Below are 15,300 nucleotides of genomic sequence, written 5' to 3'. Positions count from 1 at the left end.
CCCATGAATGCCGCCAAACGCCTGGAAATCTTTCGCCGGCTACACGAAGACAACCCCGAACCGAAAACCGAGCTGGCCTATTCCTCGCCGTTCGAGCTGCTGATCGCGGTGATTCTCTCGGCGCAATCGACCGACGTCGGGGTCAACAAGGCGACTGCCAGGCTCTTCCCCGTAGCCAGCACCCCAGCGGCAATCTACGCCCTGGGCGTCGAAGGCCTGTCCGAATACATCAAGACCATCGGCCTGTACAACAGCAAGGCCAAGAACGTCATCGAGACCTGTCGCCTGCTGGTGGAACGCCATAACAGCGAAGTGCCACAGACCCGGGAAGAGCTGGAGGCTCTGCCCGGGGTGGGCCGCAAGACCGCCAACGTGGTCCTCAACACCGCTTTCCGGCAACTGACCATGGCGGTGGACACCCATATCTTCCGGGTCAGCAACCGAACCGGGCTGGCCCCGGGAAAGAACGTGGTCGAGGTCGAAAAGAAACTCATGAAGTTCGTGCCCAAGGAGTTTCTGCTGGACTCCCATCACTGGCTGATCCTCCACGGCCGCTACGTTTGCCTGGCACGCAAGCCACGCTGTGGCAGCTGTCGAATCGAAGACCTGTGCGAATACAAGCAAAAGACTTCCGACGATTGAGCAAGCATTGATTTTGCCGATAGATCGATTGAAAAAATCTTTTTTACCCGCCAGGAGAATATCGATATAAGGAGCGCCAATGGCAGTCCTAGCCTGGAGTCGACCTTATGAGTACTGGCAAAGAACAACTGGACGTAGAAGACGATTTCGTCGCAGCTGAAACAGATGACGCAGAACCGGTGGTCGAAGTGGCGAAAACCAATCTGAGCAAGCGCCGGACCATCGACAATCTCCTCGAGGAACGGCGCCTGCAAAAACAGTTGGCCGATTACGACTTTGACCTCTAGTCACAAAAGAACCTCCCCATGGAGGTTTTTTTGTACCTGTGCCCAGCCGCAAATCTGGCCGGTCAGCCTCCCCCACTGACCGGCTGCGTCGGCACTCAAGCGAGCCCATCCAGCAACACCGTCTCAATGCGCACGTGCTCTAAAGGCTCATATCAACCGATGCCGTTGAGCGAACTCGATCAGATCAACCAGTGAACGAGCATTGAGCTTGGCCAGCAGCCGGCGCTTGTAGGTACTGATGGTCTTGTTGCTCAAGCACAACCCCTCGGCAATTTCCTTGTTACTCATGCCGTTGGTGAGTTGTTTCAATACGATCAATTCGCGCCCTGAAAGCAGCTCGATCATCTGCTGCTCACTGCTGATGCCCTGGCTTGAGCGAAAGGTGTGCAAGGCCTCGTTGGGGAAGTAGCTGTATCCCGCAAGCACCGCACGCACGGCACTCAACAGCTCGGTGATGTCCTGCTGCTTGCACACATAACCGGCAGCACCGGCCTGCATGCAGCGCATGGAGAAAGGCCCAGGAACTTGCAGGGTCAATACCAGAATCTTGATCGACATACCCCTGGACATCAGCCGGTTTATAACTTCGAGCCCATCAAGTTGCGGAATTCCAATATCCAGAATCAAGATGTCTGGAACATATTCAAGAGCCAACTTCAATGCATCCGTGCCGTTATCTGCTTCCGCTACTACTTCAAGGCCATGGCGCTCCATCAACATGCGCACAGCCAAACGGACAACAGGGTGATCATCCACGATCAATACTCTTTTCATAGGTCCATCTCAGTCCTGAGAGTTTTTTTAGAGCCCGCACAATACCCCAGAGAATTGACTCTGACACCGTGCTACAGAGGGCTACGACCTTACGAGGACGATCCTTACAAACAATACCGAATTGCCTTACAAAACGACCTAGATAAAAGTGGTTCAATATCCAAACCGCCTAGGATCAATCGTCAAATCAGCTACTTTTCGTACTAATAAAACTCCAACCTACAAGCACTCTCAGTAGCGGTACTTGGTACTTCGCCCATCAAGAAGTGGCTTACCTTGCCCAACAGACATTTGCTGTTCTGAATTAGGCCCCGACGCTCACTGCAATTATCCAGGGCAAAAAAAAGCCCCGCTTATCGCGGAGCTTTCTTCAACCACTCAAAGCATCAGACCAGGGTCCGACCCTTGTTCGCGGCAATGCGCATGCGCAGGGCGTTGAGCTTGATGAAGCCAGCTGCGTCCGCCTGGTTGTAGGCACCGCCGTCCTCTTCGAAGGTAGCGATGTTGGCGTCGAACAGCGACTCGTCAGACTTGCGACCGGTCACGATCACGTTGCCCTTGTACAGCTTCAGGCGTACCACACCATTCACGTGGGCCTGGGAGGCGTCGATCATCTGTTGCAGCATCAGACGCTCAGGGCTCCACCAGTAGCCGGTGTAGATCAGGCTGGCGTACTTGGGCATCAGCTCGTCTTTGAGGTGAGCCACTTCGCGGTCCAGGGTGATGGACTCGATGGCGCGGTGAGCACGCAGCATGATGGTGCCGCCAGGTGTCTCGTAGCAGCCGCGGGACTTCATGCCCACGTAACGGTTCTCGACGATGTCCAGACGACCGATACCGTGTTCGCCACCAATGCGGTTCAGGGTCGCCAGCACGGTGGCAGGGGTCATCTCGACGCCGTCCAGTGCCACGATATCGCCGTTGCGGTAGGTCAGTTCCAGGTATTGCGGGGTATCTGGGGCCTTCTCCGGGGAGACAGTCCAGCGCCACATGTCTTCTTCGTGCTCGGTCCAGGTGTCTTCCAGCACGCCACCTTCATAGGAGATGTGCAGCAGGTTGGCATCCATCGAGTACGGGGATTTCTTCTTGCCGTGACGCTCGATCGGGATCCCGTGCTTCTCGGCGTAGTCCATCAGCTTCTCGCGGGACAGCAGGTCCCACTCGCGCCAAGGGGCAATCACCTTCACACCCGGCTTGAGGGCGTAGGCGCCCAGTTCGAAACGCACCTGATCGTTGCCCTTGCCGGTGGCGCCATGGGAAATGGCGTCGGCGCCGGTTTCGTTGGCGATTTCGATCAGGCGCTTGGCGATCAACGGACGAGCGATGGAAGTACCCAGCAGGTACTCGCCTTCGTAGACGGTGTTGGCGCGGAACATCGGGAAGACGAAATCACGCACGAACTCTTCGCGCAGATCGTCGATGTAGATCTCTTTGACGCCCATGGCTTGCGCCTTGGCGCGGGCCGGCTCGACCTCTTCGCCTTGGCCCAGGTCAGCAGTGAAAGTCACTACTTCACAGTTGTAAGTATCCTGCAGCCACTTGAGGATCACCGAAGTGTCCAGGCCGCCCGAATACGCCAGAACGACCTTGTTAACGTCCGCCATGCCATCACTCCACGGGGTTGTACGGAAAGCCGCCAAGTCTACCGATCCACGCGGATAATTTACAGAGGCGCGACAGCTTATGACGACCAAGCGACAGATTATGTCGAGCGAGCGACGACGACAGCCGTATCAGGAAGTCGCCGCTGCGCTGGATCCGGAAGCCGCCTGAGGCGCTGGGGCCGGCTTTTCGGCAGGAGCGACCCGCTCCAGATGCACATTGACCCGCCGGTTCTTCGCCCGGTTGGCCGCATTGGTGTTGGGGGCCAGGGGATAGCGCTCGCCATGGAAGCGCACCACGATCTGGTTTTCCGCCAGGCCATTGGCCTTGAAGAACTCCATGACCGCCAGCGCACGACGGCGCGACAGGTCACGGTTGGTCAGGCGGTTGCCACTGTTATCAGAGTGCCCGTCCAATTCGACATGATTGACCGTGGGGTCGGCCTTGATGAAGTCCACCATCACTTGCAGCTTGGCCTTGGCCCGGGCGTCCAGGTCGATGCCCCCCCCGGGGAAACCGATCTCAGCCTGCTTGACCTGTTCATAGTTCATCGGCAACAGCTTGGCCATGCAGCTTTGATAGTCGCCGTAGGCCTTGCTGAACTTCACCGGCAACAGGCGTACCTCGGACACTCCGCCTTCGCGGGAGAAGTGCCGGACCACCGGGCTGCGCCCCTCCAGCAAACCGACGATCAGACGTCCGGCCTGCATCTGGTTGCTGTTGAACAGCACCCCATCGGTACCGGCCTTGACCGCCCCGAGGTTGATGTCGCCACGCCCCGGCTGCCAGGGGGCGGCGGCCGCAAGCAGGGTCGCGGAACCACCGGCCTGCATGGGGTTGAAACTCTTGAGGCGGAAAATCGCCTGCTCGCCGGCGCGACGAACGAATTCGCCGGAACCGAAATCGGTAACCGGTTGGATCAGGCGGCACTCGAACTTGTCACCTTCGACCGTCCACTCAATGCTCTCCAGGCGAGTCTGGAAAGTGAGAGCCATCGCAGGCAGGCTGGCAAACACACTGAGCAAGGCTAGATAACGCTGGCGCACGGGAGGCTCCACTGACGTGTACAACAGAAAAATCGACAGGCGTTAATACGCCATACCTTCGGGATATCGGTTGCTCGTCGCAAAACTTGATAGCGAGTGCCTGGAAGAGTCTTTTCCGGTAGCATTCCCCCGAGTTTTACCCGCCTGGAACCTCCAATGTCCGACCGCCTGACCCTGCTGCGTCCCGACGACTGGCATATTCATCTTCGCGATGGGGCCGTGTTGCCCAATACAGTCGCAGATGTCGCGCGCACCTTTGGCCGCGCCATCATCATGCCCAACCTGGTACCTCCGGTGCGCAACGCCGCGGAAGCCGACGCCTATCGCCAGCGCATTCTAGCTGCGCGCCCGGCCGGCAGCCGCTTCGAGCCACTGATGGTGCTCTACCTGACCGACCGTACCCAGCCGGAGGAAATCCGCGCGGCCAAGGCCTGCGGTTTCGTCCACGCCGCCAAGCTGTACCCGGCCGGCGCGACCACCAACTCGGATTCGGGCGTGACCAGCATCGACAAGATTTTCCCGGTGCTTGAAGCCATGGCCGAAGTCGGCCTGCCGCTGTTGATCCACGGCGAGGTAACCCGCGGCGACGTCGACGTCTTCGACCGCGAGAAGATCTTCATCGACGAGCACATGCGGCGTGTGGTTGAACGCTTCCCCAGCCTGAAAGTGGTGTTCGAACACATCACCACCGCTGAAGCCGTGCAGTTCGTCAAGGAGGCTTCGGCTAACGTCGGCGCCACCATCACTGCGCATCACCTGCTGTACAACCGCAACCACATGCTGGTGGGCGGTATTCGTCCGCACTTCTATTGCCTGCCGATCCTCAAGCGCAACACCCACCAGGAAGCCCTGCTGGATGCGGCCACCAGCGGCAACGCGAAGTTCTTCCTCGGCACCGACTCGGCACCTCACGCCCAGCACGCCAAGGAAGCCGCTTGCGGTTGCGCCGGCTGCTACAGCGCCTACGCCGCCATCGAGCTGTACGCCGAAGCGTTCGAACAACGCAATGCCCTGGATCAGCTGGAAGCTTTCGCCAGCCTCAACGGCCCGCGCTTCTACGGCCTGCCGGCCAACACCGACAGCATCACCCTGGTCCGTGAAGAATGGACCGCTCCTGCCAGCCTGCCGTTTGGCGAGCTGACTGTCATTCCGCTGCGCGCCGGTGAAAAACTGCGCTGGCGCCTGCTGGAGGATCACTCGTGAGTGACGACCATTTCGACGACGAACAAGAAGGTAGCAGCGGCGGTCCTCGCCATCCGATGGCGGCACGCTTTCGCGGTTACCTGCCGGTAGTCGTCGATGTTGAAACCGGTGGCTTCAACTCGGCCACCGACGCCCTGCTGGAAATTGCCGCAACCACCATCGGCATGGACGAAAAAGGCTTCGTGTTCCCCGAACACACCTACTTCTTCCGGGTCGAGCCTTTCGAAGGCGCGAACATCGAAGCTGCAGCCCTGGAATTCACCGGGATCAAGCTTGACCATCCCCTGCGCATGGCTGTGAGCGAAGAAACCGCCCTCACCGATATTTTCCGCGGGGTGCGTAAGGCGCTGAAGGCCAATGGCTGCAAGCGCGCCATCCTGGTAGGCCACAACAGCAGCTTCGACCTGGGCTTCCTGAATGCCGCCGTGGCGCGCCTGGACATGAAGCGCAATCCGTTCCACCCGTTCTCCAGCTTCGATACCGCCACTCTGGCTGGCCTGGCATACGGCCAGACCGTGCTGGCCAAGGCCTGTCAGAGCGCAGACATCGACTTCGACGGTCGCGAGGCCCACTCGGCTCGCTACGACACCGAGAAGACCGCCGAGCTGTTCTGCGGCATCGTCAACCGCTGGAAACAGATGGGCGGCTGGCAGGATTTCGACGACTGAATAGTCGCTTTTCTTTGCCCCATAAAAAAACCGGCCCTAAGGCCGGTTTTTTTATGCGTGACGCCAAGCCTTACAGCTTGCCGGCGTTCTCGCTCAGGTAAGCAGCAACGCCTTCTGGCGAAGCGGTCATGCCCTTGTCGCCTTTCTTCCAGTTGGCAGGGCAGACTTCGCCGTGCTCTTCGTGGAACTGCAGAGCGTCGACCAGACGGATCAGCTCTTCCATGTTGCGGCCCAGTGGCAGGTCGTTGACGATCTGCGAGCGGACAACGCCTTTGTCGTCGATCAGGAACGCGCCACGGAAAGCCACGCCGCCTTCGGACTCAACGTCGTAGGCCTTGGCGATTTCGTGCTTCATGTCAGCAGCCATGATGTATTGAACCTGACCGATGCCGCCGGCATTGATCGGGGTGTTACGCCAGGCGTTGTGAGTGAAGTGCGAGTCGATGGACACAGCGATCACTTCAACGTTGCGTGCCTTGAAGTCGGCCATGCGGTGGTCCAGAGCGATCAGCTCGGACGGGCACACGAAGGTGAAGTCCAGTGGGTAGAAGAACACCAGGCCGTATTTGCCTTTGATGGCCGAGGACAGGGTGAAGCTGTCGACGATTTCGCCATTGCCGAGAACGGCCGGAACGGTGAAGTCAGGGGCTTGTTTGCCTACGAGTACGCTCATTGGATATCTCCTGGTGTGGACGTAGTAATGAAGAAGAAGGGTTGGCCCCGAGCCTGCCATGCTGATGCGACAGCCCCGTGACGTGCGCCCTCTTCGCAAGGACCGACCATCATACACGGCGTTTTTAAGCTGTCCTTAGTGGTTTTTCCTCTGGCCGGCCTCCAACGCGAAAAATGCTAATGATCTGTCATTAATGCCAAGAAAAGCCGTTCGTCACTCAAGCAAGAATCAGCAACAAAGGGCGTCGAAACCACTTTGACAATCATTCTCGTTAACATTAAGATCCATCGCAATTGAGCCCTAACCAGCGACGGTTCTCATCTTATGTATGTCTGCCTCTGCACCGGTGTCACCGACGGACAAATTCGCGAAGCGATCTACGAAGGTTGCTGCAGCTACCGCGAAGTACGCCAGGCCACCGGCGTTGCCAGCCAGTGCGGCAAATGTGCCTGCCTGGCCAAGCAAGTGGTTCGCGAAACCCTGACCGAATTGCAGAGCAGCCAAGCGGCAATCCCCTACCCTGTGGAATTTAATGTCGCCTGATTTAATCAATAATTAGCGGCGTTACAAACAACCGGACCTGGCGTCCGGTTTTTTTATGCCTGTAATTCAATCGCTTAGAGACAAAACGCGGAACACAAACATTCTTATTCCGATTAATTTTCATATATTATTCAATAACTTAGGTTTGACAGTAATGTTCATGCAGCTCAGACTCTGCCCATGTTCCACTAAATACAGGGCAGGACCCCATCATGAAAGGCGACATTACAGTCATCCAGCATCTCAATAAAATCCTTGCCAATGAACTGGTCGCGATCAATCAGTACTTCCTGCATGCGCGCATGTATGAAGATTGGGGCCTGAACAAGCTGGGCAAGCACGAGTACCACGAGTCCATCGACGAGATGAAGCATGCGGACAAGCTGATCAAGCGCATCCTCTTCCTCGAAGGCCTGCCCAACGTCCAGGACCTGGGCAAGCTGCATATCGGTGAGCACACCAAGGAAATGCTCGAATGCGACCTGCGTATCGAGCGCACCGGCCATGCCGACCTCAAGGCCGCGATCGCCCATTGCGAATCGGTTGGTGACTTCGGCAGCCGTGAACTGCTGGAAGATATTCTGGAATCCGAAGAAGAGCATATCGACTGGCTGGAAACCCAATTGGGCCTGATCGATAAAGTGGGTATCGAGAACTATCTGCAATCGCAAATGGGTGACGAGTAACTCAACTCGTAATACCCGAAGAATAAAAAAGCCCCGCTTCTCTTATGAGAGCGGGGCTTTTTTTATTACGCGGATATGTTCGCGTAACAAACCGAAGCAGAGTGCTTGCCGCAAGTTTCCGAGAATCACACGAGTAGCATGTCGATTCCCGGAAACCCTCGCGAGCAGGCGCGCTTTTACGCTTCGGTCTTGGCAGCGGCTTTTTCGGCAGCGGCCTTGATCAGGCTCTGCAATTCACCGTTGGCGAACATTTCAGCCATGATGTCGCTGCCGCCGACCAGCTCACCGGCCACCCACAGTTGTGGGAAGGTTGGCCAATTGGCGTACTTGGGCAGGTTGGCGCGAATTTCCGGGTTCTGCAGGATGTCCACGTAAGCGAACTTCTCACCACAGCCCATTACGGCCTGAGCGGCTTTGGCAGAGAAGCCGCACTGCGGGGCATTCGGCGAGCCTTTCATGTAAAGCAGAATGGTGTTGTTGGCAATCTGCTCTTTAATAGTTTCGATGATATCCATGGAACACCTCGGCTGAACTTTCCGACTCTGTTGTCGGCACGGTGGCGCATTGTAACGGAATCCTGAGCACCCTGCTCGGCCTCTCCGACAGACATCTCAGGCCGCCTGCACCCTGACCGGCACCCCGTTCAACGCCGCATTTCCCGACAGCACATCGAGCTGGCGCTCGTCGGTCAGGTCATTGGCGCTGCAACCCGGCTGCTCCGTGGCTATGTTCATCTGCACGCCCGGACGCCTATGCCCCCAGCCATGGGGCAGGCTCACAACCCCCGGCATCATCTCGGCGCTGGCCAGCACTTCGACTTCCACCGCGCCGACCCGTGAACTGATGCGTACCCGTTGACCGTCCTGCAAACCCCGGTGAGCCAGATCCTGCGGATGCATCAGCAGTTGGTGACGAGGCTTGCCCTTCACCAGGCGGTGATAGTTGTGCATCCAGGAGTTGTTACTGCGCACATGCCTGCGGCCGATCAACAACAGTTCCCCCTCCTGCGGCGCCTTCAGGGCAGCAAAGCGCTCCAGGTCGGCCATGATCGCCGGCGGTGCAGCCTGGACCCGCCGGTTTTCGGTTTTCAGGCGCCCGGCCAGATTCGGCTGCAGCGGCCCCAGATCGATGCCATGGGGATGCTCGGCCAGCGTCGCCAATGACAGCTTGAACGGCGAGGCGTCGCCATAAGGCCCGGCACGCAGCCCCATATCAATCATTTGCGCCGGAGCGATAGTCGGCTTGAGCGAGCTTTCGGTGCGCTCGGCAAAGGCCTTGGCCAGGCCAACGAAGATCTCCCAGTCGTGCAGTGCACCTTCGGGCTTGGGCAGGATCGCCCGGTTGAAACGGCTGACGTTGCGCACCGCGAACAGATTGAACGTGGTGTCGTAGTGATCATTTTCCAGGGCCGAGGTGGACGGCAGGATCAAGTCGGCATAGCGGGTGGTTTCGTTGATGTACAGGTCGATGCTGAGCATGAACTCCAAGCCATCCAGCGCCTGCTCCAGCTGCCGGCCATTGGGCGTGGACAGCACCGGGTTGCCCGCCACCGTGATCAGCGCCCGTACCTGCCCCTCCCCTTCGGTGAGCATCTCTTCTGCCAGGGCCGACACCGGCAACTCGCCGCCGTATTCCGGAAGCCCGGAAACCCGGCTCTGCCAGGCATTGAAGTGGCCGCCCGAAGTCGCCGCTACCAGATCCACCGCGGGGCTGGTACACAAGGCGCCACCCACGCGGTCGAGGTTACCGGTGACCAGGTTGAGCAATTGCAGCAACCAATGGCACAGCGTGCCGAAGGCCTGGGTCGAGACGCCCATGCGCCCGTAGCAGACCGCTCTGTCGGCCGAGGCGAAATCCCTGGCCAGTTGGCGGATCTGTGGCGCCGCAATGGCGCACAGGGGGCTCATGGCCTCCGCCGTGAACCGGGATATGGCCTGGCGCACCTCGGCCAGCCCGTCCACCTGCAAGTGACTGTCGCGGGTCGGCCCCTCTTCGAAGATGCTGTTGAGCAGGCCAAACAGCAGCGCGACATCGCCCTCCGGGCGGACAAACAGATGCTGGTCGGCCATGGCCGCGGTTTCGCTGCGCCGCGGATCGACCACCACTACCTTGCCGCCACGGGCCTGGATCGCTTTCAGGCGCTTTTCCACATCCGGAACGGTCATGATGCTGCCGTTGGACGCCAGGGGATTGCCGCCAAGAATCAACATGAAATCGGTGTGATCGATATCCGGAATCGGCAACAGCAAGCCGTGGCCATACATCAGGTAGCTGGTCAGGTGCTGAGGCAATTGGTCGACCGAGGTAGCCGAGAAACGGTTGCGCGTCTTGAGCTGGCCGAGAAAGTAGTTGCTGTGGGTCATCAGCCCATAGTTGTGCACGCTGGGATTGCCCTGGTAGGTCGCCACCGCGTTGTTGCCATGACGCTGCTGAATACTCGCCAGCCGCTCGGCCACCAGGGCAAAGGCCTCGTCCCATTCGATCGGTTGCCACTCATTGCCAACCCGGCGCACCGGCTGGCGCAGGCGGTCCGGGTCATTCTGGATATCTTGCAAGGCCACGGCCTTGGGGCAGATATGACCGCGGCTGAAACTGTCCTGAAGATCGCCCTTGATCGAGCTGATGCGCGGAGCACTGCCGTCTTCTTCAGTGATTTCCAGGGTCAGGCCACAGATGGCCTCACACAGGTGGCAGGCACGGTGATGGAGAGTCTTGGTCATGGCCAGTCTCTATTGTTTGAGAGCGCAGCGTATTCGCTTGCCGGAAGCAAAAACTATGGGCGCTCCCCTGACAGGACACCAGTGACGTTCGTCCCATGAATTCACGGCCATCAGCCCCGGCCATGATCGGCGCCTTCAGTTGGAGGGCAACCGTGGCGGCCCATCCGCTGAGACGTGGGTGGTTGCATCCACGGCCTCCCGCTCTCCATAGCCACCCGAGAGTTGTGCGAGCAATCGCCAATGCTCGTCCAGGCCTGCACTGAGGCTCATCATCCGGTCGATCATCTTGCGCGCGGCCGCTCGGGTCACCGGATCTTCACTGCGCAGCAGCTCGAAGGAAAACGCCGTCACCGAAGCTGTCATGTCGGTGAGTGCCCGGGCCGTGAGCCCCAAGAGCGTCATCAGTTGTTGCTCCCTGGATTCCATCGTTCACCCGTCCCTGCCACTGATTCGCCTTTATAACCTCAGCACTTTGCATTAGGAAATGTTTCAGGCTGCCAGCCCGCGGATTATCCGGGACGCAGCCCCCGCCCTCCAGGTCAGAAAACGACTGCATGGGCATCACCCGCGCCGCGCTCGATTGCCAAGGCGCGCCGGGGCAGTGTACAAATGCCCGGCTGCTGTCTGGAAACTGGTCTCAAAAGTGCCAGCGCATTCGCGTCCTGGCCTCTCATGCCCATAATCGCCGTAGCACTACTATTGGTAAGACGCGACATTTAATTATAAGATCGCGCCTTCCCCTATTTCGTCGCCCCGTGCGGCTTTCGCCGCAGGTCCAGCCCGTTGTTCGACTAAACAAGGCTTTGAGAATCTGCGGTCCGTTGCAAAAAGGTAGTTAATGATGAGCGCAAGGCACTTTCTCTCCCTGATGGATTGCACGCCCGAAGAGCTGGTCAGTGTGATTCGTCGAGGCATCGAGCTGAAGGACCTGCGTAACCGCGGCGTACTCTTCGAGCCCTTGAAAAATCGTGTGCTTGGCATGATTTTCGAGAAGTCGTCGACCCGAACCCGACTGTCCTTCGAAGCCGGCATGATCCAGCTGGGCGGCCAGGCCATCTTCCTTTCGCCACGGGACACTCAACTGGGGCGCGGCGAGCCCATCGGCGACTGCGCCATCGTCATGTCGCGCATGCTCGATGCCGTGATGATCCGCACCTTTGCCCACAGCACCCTGACCGAGTTTGCGGCCAACTCCCGCGTACCGGTGATCAACGGCCTGTCCGATGACCTGCACCCCTGCCAACTGCTGGCTGACATGCAGACGTTCCTCGAGCATCGCGGCTCGATCCAGGGCAAGACCGTGGCCTGGATCGGCGACGGCAACAACATGTGCAACAGCTATATAGAAGCGGCCATCCAGTTCGACTTCCAACTGCGCATCGCTTGCCCCGAAGGGTACGAGCCCAACGCGGATTTCGTAGCCCAGGCCGGCGACCGCGTGACCATCGTTCGTGATCCTCGCGAAGCCGTGCGCGGTGCCCACCTGGTGAGCACCGATGTCTGGACCTCCATGGGCCAGGAAGAGGAGACCGCCAAGCGCCTGCAACTGTTCGCTCCCTTCCAGGTCAACCGCGCACTGCTGGACCTGGCGGCCGAGGATGTTCTGTTCATGCATTGCCTGCCCGCCCACCGCGGTGAAGAAATCAGCCTCGACCTGCTGGACGACCCGCGTTCGGTGGCCTGGGACCAGGCGGAAAACCGCCTCCACGCACAAAAGGCCCTGCTCGAATTCCTCGTCGAGCCGGCGTACCACCACGCATGAGCCAGCCCTTGCTACTGAACCTGCGCAACCTCGCTTGCGGCTACCAGGACCAACGCGTGGTGCAGAACCTCAACCTGCACCTCAATGCCGGGGATATCGGCTGCCTGTTGGGCTCATCCGGCTGCGGCAAGACCACCACCCTGCGCGCCATCGCCGGGTTCGAGCCGGTGCATGAGGGGGAAATCCAGCTGGCGGGCGAGACCATCTCCAGCGCCGGTTTCACCCTGGCGCCGGAGAAACGCCGGATCGGCATGGTGTTCCAGGACTACGCCCTGTTCCCGCACCTGAGCGTGGCCGACAACATTGCCTTCGGCATTCGCAAACACCCGCAGAAAGAGCGGGTGGTGGCCGAACTGCTGGAGCTGGTGAACCTGAAAAGCCTCGGCCAGCGCTTCCCCCACGAACTGTCCGGTGGCCAGCAACAACGGGTGGCCCTGGCTCGTGCCCTGGCTCCCGAACCACAACTGCTGCTGCTCGACGAGCCCTTCTCCAACCTCGACGGCGAACTGCGACGCAAGCTCAGCCACGAGGTGCGTGACATCCTCAAGGCCCGTGGCACCAGTGCGATCCTGGTCACTCACGACCAGGAAGAAGCCTTCGCCGTGAGCGATCAGGTAGGGGTATTCAAGGAAGGCCGCCTGGAGCAGTGGGACACACCGTACAACCTCTACCACGAACCCCAGACGCCCTTCGTCGCCAGCTTCATCGGTCAGGGCTACTTCATCCGCGGCCAGTTGAGCAGCCCGGAATCGGTACAGACCGAACTCGGCTTGTTGCAGGGCAACCGTGCCTACACCTGGCCAACCGGCGGTGCGGTGGATGTGCTGTTGCGTCCAGACGACATCGTCCACGCCCCCGACAGCGCCTTGAAAGCCCGCGTCGTGGGCAAGACGTTCCTCGGCGCCTCGACCCTGTATCGCCTGCAACTGCCCACCGGCAGCCAGCTGGAATCGATCTTTCCGAGCCACGCCGATCATCAGGTCGGCGCCGACGTGGGTATCCGGGTCGCGGCGGAACACCTGGTGCTGTTCCAGGCTTCGGGCAGTACCGCAGCGCAGATCCCGCAAAGCGACTCAGGGGTGCGCCGCTACAGCAGCGCGCATTGAGCCGTCTGCGCTGGCAAGCCAGCTCCTACGACAGCGCACTGTAGGAGCCGGCTTGCCGGCGAAACCCCCAGCACAGTCATGGCAGATGCAACTGCCCACTGGCAATCAGCCGGGCATGCCCACCGATCTTCACCCGCTCACCTTCCAGACGACAAAACAACGCGCCACCTCGGGCAGAGCACTGGTAGGCGCTCAACTGCGGCTTATCCAACCGCTGCGCCCAGTAAGGCGCCAGGCAGCAATGGGTGGATCCGGTCACCGGGTCCTCATCGATACCGATGGCGGGGGCAAAATAGCGCGAGACAAAGTCGTGCTGCTCCCCGCGCGCAGTCACGATCACTCCGGGCCAGGGCAGTTTCGCCAGCGCCGTCATATCCGGCCGGCACTCACGCACCGCCTGCTCCGACTCCAGCACGGCCAATAGCTCGTTGGCCCCCAGCAATTCGACGACCTCAACCCCCAGCGCTTGCGCCACCGCCTCCCGCCCTGCCTGGCTGCTCGGGCTGCGCAGCGGGAAATCCAGCCACAACAGGCCCTCTTCACGGGTGACACTCAGGGGCCCGGACTGGCTGAGAAAGTCGATACGCTGCGCGGTCTGGCCATAAACCTCGAACAACACATAGGCAGTGGCCAAGGTTGCATGCCCGCACAACGGCACTTCAGTCACCGGGGTGAACCAGCGAATCCGCCAGCCCTGGGCCTCACGCACCACAAAAGCGGTTTCTGCCAGATTGTGCTCGGCGGCAATCTGCTGCATCAGCCTGTCATCGAGCCAGGACTCAAGCCGGTAAACCATCGCCGGATTACCCGCGAACGGGCGCTCGCTGAACGCATCGACCTGATGAAACTCAAGCTGCATATCCCTTCTCCGTGAATAACTGGCCCCCAGCATGGGCCCTGGCCCCCAACGGGGGACAGACACAGAAGTCGGGATTTTCCTGCATACAGCAGCGGCCCTGGCCGCAGCCGCTGCGACTCAAGGACGACCGATATCGGCGAACCTGGCCTGGGTATGCTCGGCCAGCACCGCCGGCGCCAGCTCGACTTCCAGGCCACGGCGCCCGGCGCTGACAAAGATGCTGGCGAACGGCTGCGCACTGTTATCGATAAAGGTCCGCAGGCGCTTCTTCTGCCCCAGCGGGCTGATGCCTCCCAGCAGGTACCCCGTGGCGCGCTGGGCGGCAGCCGGGTCGGCCATTTCAGCCTTCTTCACGCCCGCTGCGTGGGCCAGGGCCTTCAGGTCAAGACTTCCGACGACCGGCACCACCGCCACCAGCAACTCACCCTTTTCACTGCTGGCAAGCAAGGTCTTGAACACCTGCGCAGGATCAAGATCAAGTTTCTCCGCGGCCTCCAGGCCATAGGAGGCGGCCTTGGGGTCATGTTCGTAACTGTGGATGCGATGTTCGGCGCGAACTTTTTTCAGCAGGTCCAGTGCAGGGGTCATGGCAGCTCCAGGCGAGGAATGAAAAGGCAAAACCAAGCGCGCGAATTTTAGGTCATTCACCAGCAAAAGGCTCTATTCCAAGCCTTGATAACCGGCCCGTGTGCCTACGAAAGCAACCATGCCTGTCGTTCCCGCGACTAT

At 59.8% G+C, this 15,300-nt stretch carries 17 protein-coding genes; 8 read left to right on the top strand and 9 right to left on the bottom strand.

From position 1 onward, the window contains the following. Positions 1-3 precede the first annotated feature (3 nt). Complete coding sequence (gene nth / locus BM382_RS08890) at positions 4-642, top strand: endonuclease III (protein WP_072442640.1); 639 nt, start codon at positions 4-6, stop codon at positions 640-642. Positions 643-749: 107 nt separating this feature from the next. Further along, the gene (locus BM382_RS08885) at positions 750-929 is read left to right on the top strand and encodes a PA3496 family putative envelope integrity protein (protein ID WP_011063105.1); all 180 of its coding nucleotides are present in this window, start codon (positions 750-752) and stop codon (positions 927-929) included. 147 nt (positions 930-1,076) lie between these two features. Here BM382_RS08885 and BM382_RS08880 read toward each other — a convergent pair whose 3' ends face one another. From BM382_RS08880 to BM382_RS08870, 3 genes are all read right to left on the bottom strand, one after another. After that, entirely contained in the window at positions 1,077-1,703 is a 627-nt protein-coding gene (locus BM382_RS08880) for a response regulator transcription factor (RefSeq protein WP_011063106.1), read from the bottom strand. Positions 1,704-2,089: 386 nt separating this feature from the next. Beyond that, a complete protein-coding gene (locus BM382_RS08875; protein ID WP_011063107.1) occupies positions 2,090-3,307 on the bottom strand; it encodes an argininosuccinate synthase in 1,218 nt (405 codons plus the stop codon). Between the two features lie 129 nt (positions 3,308-3,436). Next, on the bottom strand, positions 3,437-4,351 hold the full coding sequence (locus BM382_RS08870) for a flagellar protein MotY (RefSeq protein WP_011063108.1): 915 nt from the start codon (positions 4,349-4,351) through the stop codon (positions 3,437-3,439). A gap of 156 nt (positions 4,352-4,507) precedes the next feature. Between BM382_RS08870 and pyrC the strand changes: the two genes are divergently transcribed. Together pyrC and rnt are read left to right on the top strand one after the other, a co-directional pair. Further along, positions 4,508-5,554, top strand: a complete 1,047-nt coding sequence (gene pyrC, locus BM382_RS08865) for a dihydroorotase (protein ID WP_011063109.1) — start codon at positions 4,508-4,510, stop codon at positions 5,552-5,554. Further along, complete coding sequence (rnt, locus tag BM382_RS08860; protein WP_011063110.1) at positions 5,551-6,222, top strand: ribonuclease T; 672 nt, start codon at positions 5,551-5,553, stop codon at positions 6,220-6,222. The genes pyrC and rnt overlap by 4 nt, the downstream gene beginning before the upstream one ends. 70 nt (positions 6,223-6,292) lie before the next feature. Here rnt and BM382_RS08855 read toward each other — a convergent pair whose 3' ends face one another. Continuing rightward, on the bottom strand, positions 6,293-6,895 hold the full coding sequence (locus BM382_RS08855) for a peroxiredoxin (protein ID WP_011063111.1): 603 nt from the start codon (positions 6,893-6,895) through the stop codon (positions 6,293-6,295). 324 nt (positions 6,896-7,219) lie between these two features. On the opposite strand from BM382_RS08855, the gene BM382_RS08850 reads away from it, so the two are divergent. Beyond that, a complete protein-coding gene (locus tag BM382_RS08850; RefSeq protein WP_011063112.1) occupies positions 7,220-7,438 on the top strand; it encodes a bacterioferritin-associated ferredoxin in 219 nt (72 codons plus the stop codon). A 212-nt stretch (positions 7,439-7,650) separates the two neighbouring features. Next, positions 7,651-8,124 (top strand): bacterioferritin, encoded by a 474-nt coding sequence (bfr, locus tag BM382_RS08845; protein ID WP_011063113.1) that lies wholly within the window; start codon positions 7,651-7,653, stop codon positions 8,122-8,124. A 176-nt stretch (positions 8,125-8,300) separates the two neighbouring features. Here the strand turns inward: bfr and grxD are convergent, their stop codons facing one another. The 3 genes from grxD to BM382_RS08830 all read right to left on the bottom strand — a co-directional run bounded on the left by grxD (position 8,301) and on the right by BM382_RS08830 (position 11,270). Next, complete coding sequence (gene grxD, locus BM382_RS08840; protein ID WP_011063114.1) at positions 8,301-8,639, bottom strand: Grx4 family monothiol glutaredoxin; 339 nt, start codon at positions 8,637-8,639, stop codon at positions 8,301-8,303. Positions 8,640-8,735: 96 nt separating this feature from the next. Beyond that, the gene (locus tag BM382_RS08835; RefSeq protein ID WP_072442638.1) at positions 8,736-10,844 is read right to left on the bottom strand and encodes a molybdopterin oxidoreductase family protein; all 2,109 of its coding nucleotides are present in this window, start codon (positions 10,842-10,844) and stop codon (positions 8,736-8,738) included. Positions 10,845-10,979: 135 nt separating this feature from the next. Continuing rightward, a complete protein-coding gene (locus BM382_RS08830; protein WP_015636818.1) occupies positions 10,980-11,270 on the bottom strand; it encodes a hypothetical protein in 291 nt (96 codons plus the stop codon). A gap of 415 nt (positions 11,271-11,685) precedes the next feature. On the opposite strand from BM382_RS08830, the gene argF reads away from it, so the two are divergent. Further along, positions 11,686-12,606: an ornithine carbamoyltransferase gene (gene argF / locus BM382_RS08825; RefSeq protein ID WP_019096003.1), complete on the top strand. Its 921-nt coding sequence runs from the start codon at positions 11,686-11,688 to the stop codon at positions 12,604-12,606. Further along, complete coding sequence (locus BM382_RS08820) at positions 12,603-13,712, top strand: ABC transporter ATP-binding protein (RefSeq protein ID WP_011063118.1); 1,110 nt, start codon at positions 12,603-12,605, stop codon at positions 13,710-13,712. Before argF ends, BM382_RS08820 begins: the two co-directional genes overlap by 4 nt. Before the next feature lie 76 nt (positions 13,713-13,788). On the opposite strand, the gene BM382_RS08815 is transcribed toward BM382_RS08820, so the two are convergent. Together BM382_RS08815 and ybaK are read right to left on the bottom strand one after the other, a co-directional pair. Continuing rightward, a complete protein-coding gene (locus BM382_RS08815; RefSeq protein ID WP_041752529.1) occupies positions 13,789-14,571 on the bottom strand; it encodes a PhzF family phenazine biosynthesis protein in 783 nt (260 codons plus the stop codon). A 117-nt stretch (positions 14,572-14,688) separates the two neighbouring features. Next, on the bottom strand, positions 14,689-15,159 hold the full coding sequence (gene ybaK, locus BM382_RS08810) for a Cys-tRNA(Pro) deacylase (protein WP_011063120.1): 471 nt from the start codon (positions 15,157-15,159) through the stop codon (positions 14,689-14,691). Between the last annotated feature and the right edge of the window lie 141 nt (positions 15,160-15,300).

Origin of the sequence: Pseudomonas sp. NFPP25, from assembly GCF_900116505.1 — a bacterium.
Classification (GTDB): Bacteria; Pseudomonadota; Gammaproteobacteria; order Pseudomonadales; family Pseudomonadaceae; genus Aquipseudomonas; species Aquipseudomonas protegens.
This window is presented reverse-complemented; position numbering and strand designations above follow the sequence as displayed.

Coding starts and splice junctions, on each gene's coding strand:
- ybaK (WP_011063120.1), bottom strand. CDS start 15,159: ATGACCCCTGCACTGGACCTGCTGAAAAAAGTTCGCGCCGAACATCGC.
- BM382_RS08880 (WP_011063106.1), bottom strand. CDS start 1,703: ATGAAAAGAGTATTGATCGTGGATGATCACCCTGTTGTCCGTTTGGCT.
- BM382_RS08815 (WP_041752529.1), bottom strand. CDS start 14,571: ATGCAGCTTGAGTTTCATCAGGTCGATGCGTTCAGCGAGCGCCCGTTC.
- BM382_RS08885 (WP_011063105.1), top strand. CDS start 750: ATGAGTACTGGCAAAGAACAACTGGACGTAGAAGACGATTTCGTCGCA.
- argF (WP_019096003.1), top strand. CDS start 11,686: ATGAGCGCAAGGCACTTTCTCTCCCTGATGGATTGCACGCCCGAAGAG.
- BM382_RS08835 (WP_072442638.1), bottom strand. CDS start 10,844: ATGACCAAGACTCTCCATCACCGTGCCTGCCACCTGTGTGAGGCCATC.
- BM382_RS08850 (WP_011063112.1), top strand. CDS start 7,220: ATGTATGTCTGCCTCTGCACCGGTGTCACCGACGGACAAATTCGCGAA.
- pyrC (WP_011063109.1), top strand. CDS start 4,508: ATGTCCGACCGCCTGACCCTGCTGCGTCCCGACGACTGGCATATTCAT.
- bfr (WP_011063113.1), top strand. CDS start 7,651: ATGAAAGGCGACATTACAGTCATCCAGCATCTCAATAAAATCCTTGCC.
- nth (WP_072442640.1), top strand. CDS start 4: ATGAATGCCGCCAAACGCCTGGAAATCTTTCGCCGGCTACACGAAGAC.
- BM382_RS08855 (WP_011063111.1), bottom strand. CDS start 6,895: ATGAGCGTACTCGTAGGCAAACAAGCCCCTGACTTCACCGTTCCGGCC.
- BM382_RS08875 (WP_011063107.1), bottom strand. CDS start 3,307: ATGGCGGACGTTAACAAGGTCGTTCTGGCGTATTCGGGCGGCCTGGAC.
- grxD (WP_011063114.1), bottom strand. CDS start 8,639: ATGGATATCATCGAAACTATTAAAGAGCAGATTGCCAACAACACCATT.
- BM382_RS08830 (WP_015636818.1), bottom strand. CDS start 11,270: ATGGAATCCAGGGAGCAACAACTGATGACGCTCTTGGGGCTCACGGCC.
- BM382_RS08820 (WP_011063118.1), top strand. CDS start 12,603: ATGAGCCAGCCCTTGCTACTGAACCTGCGCAACCTCGCTTGCGGCTAC.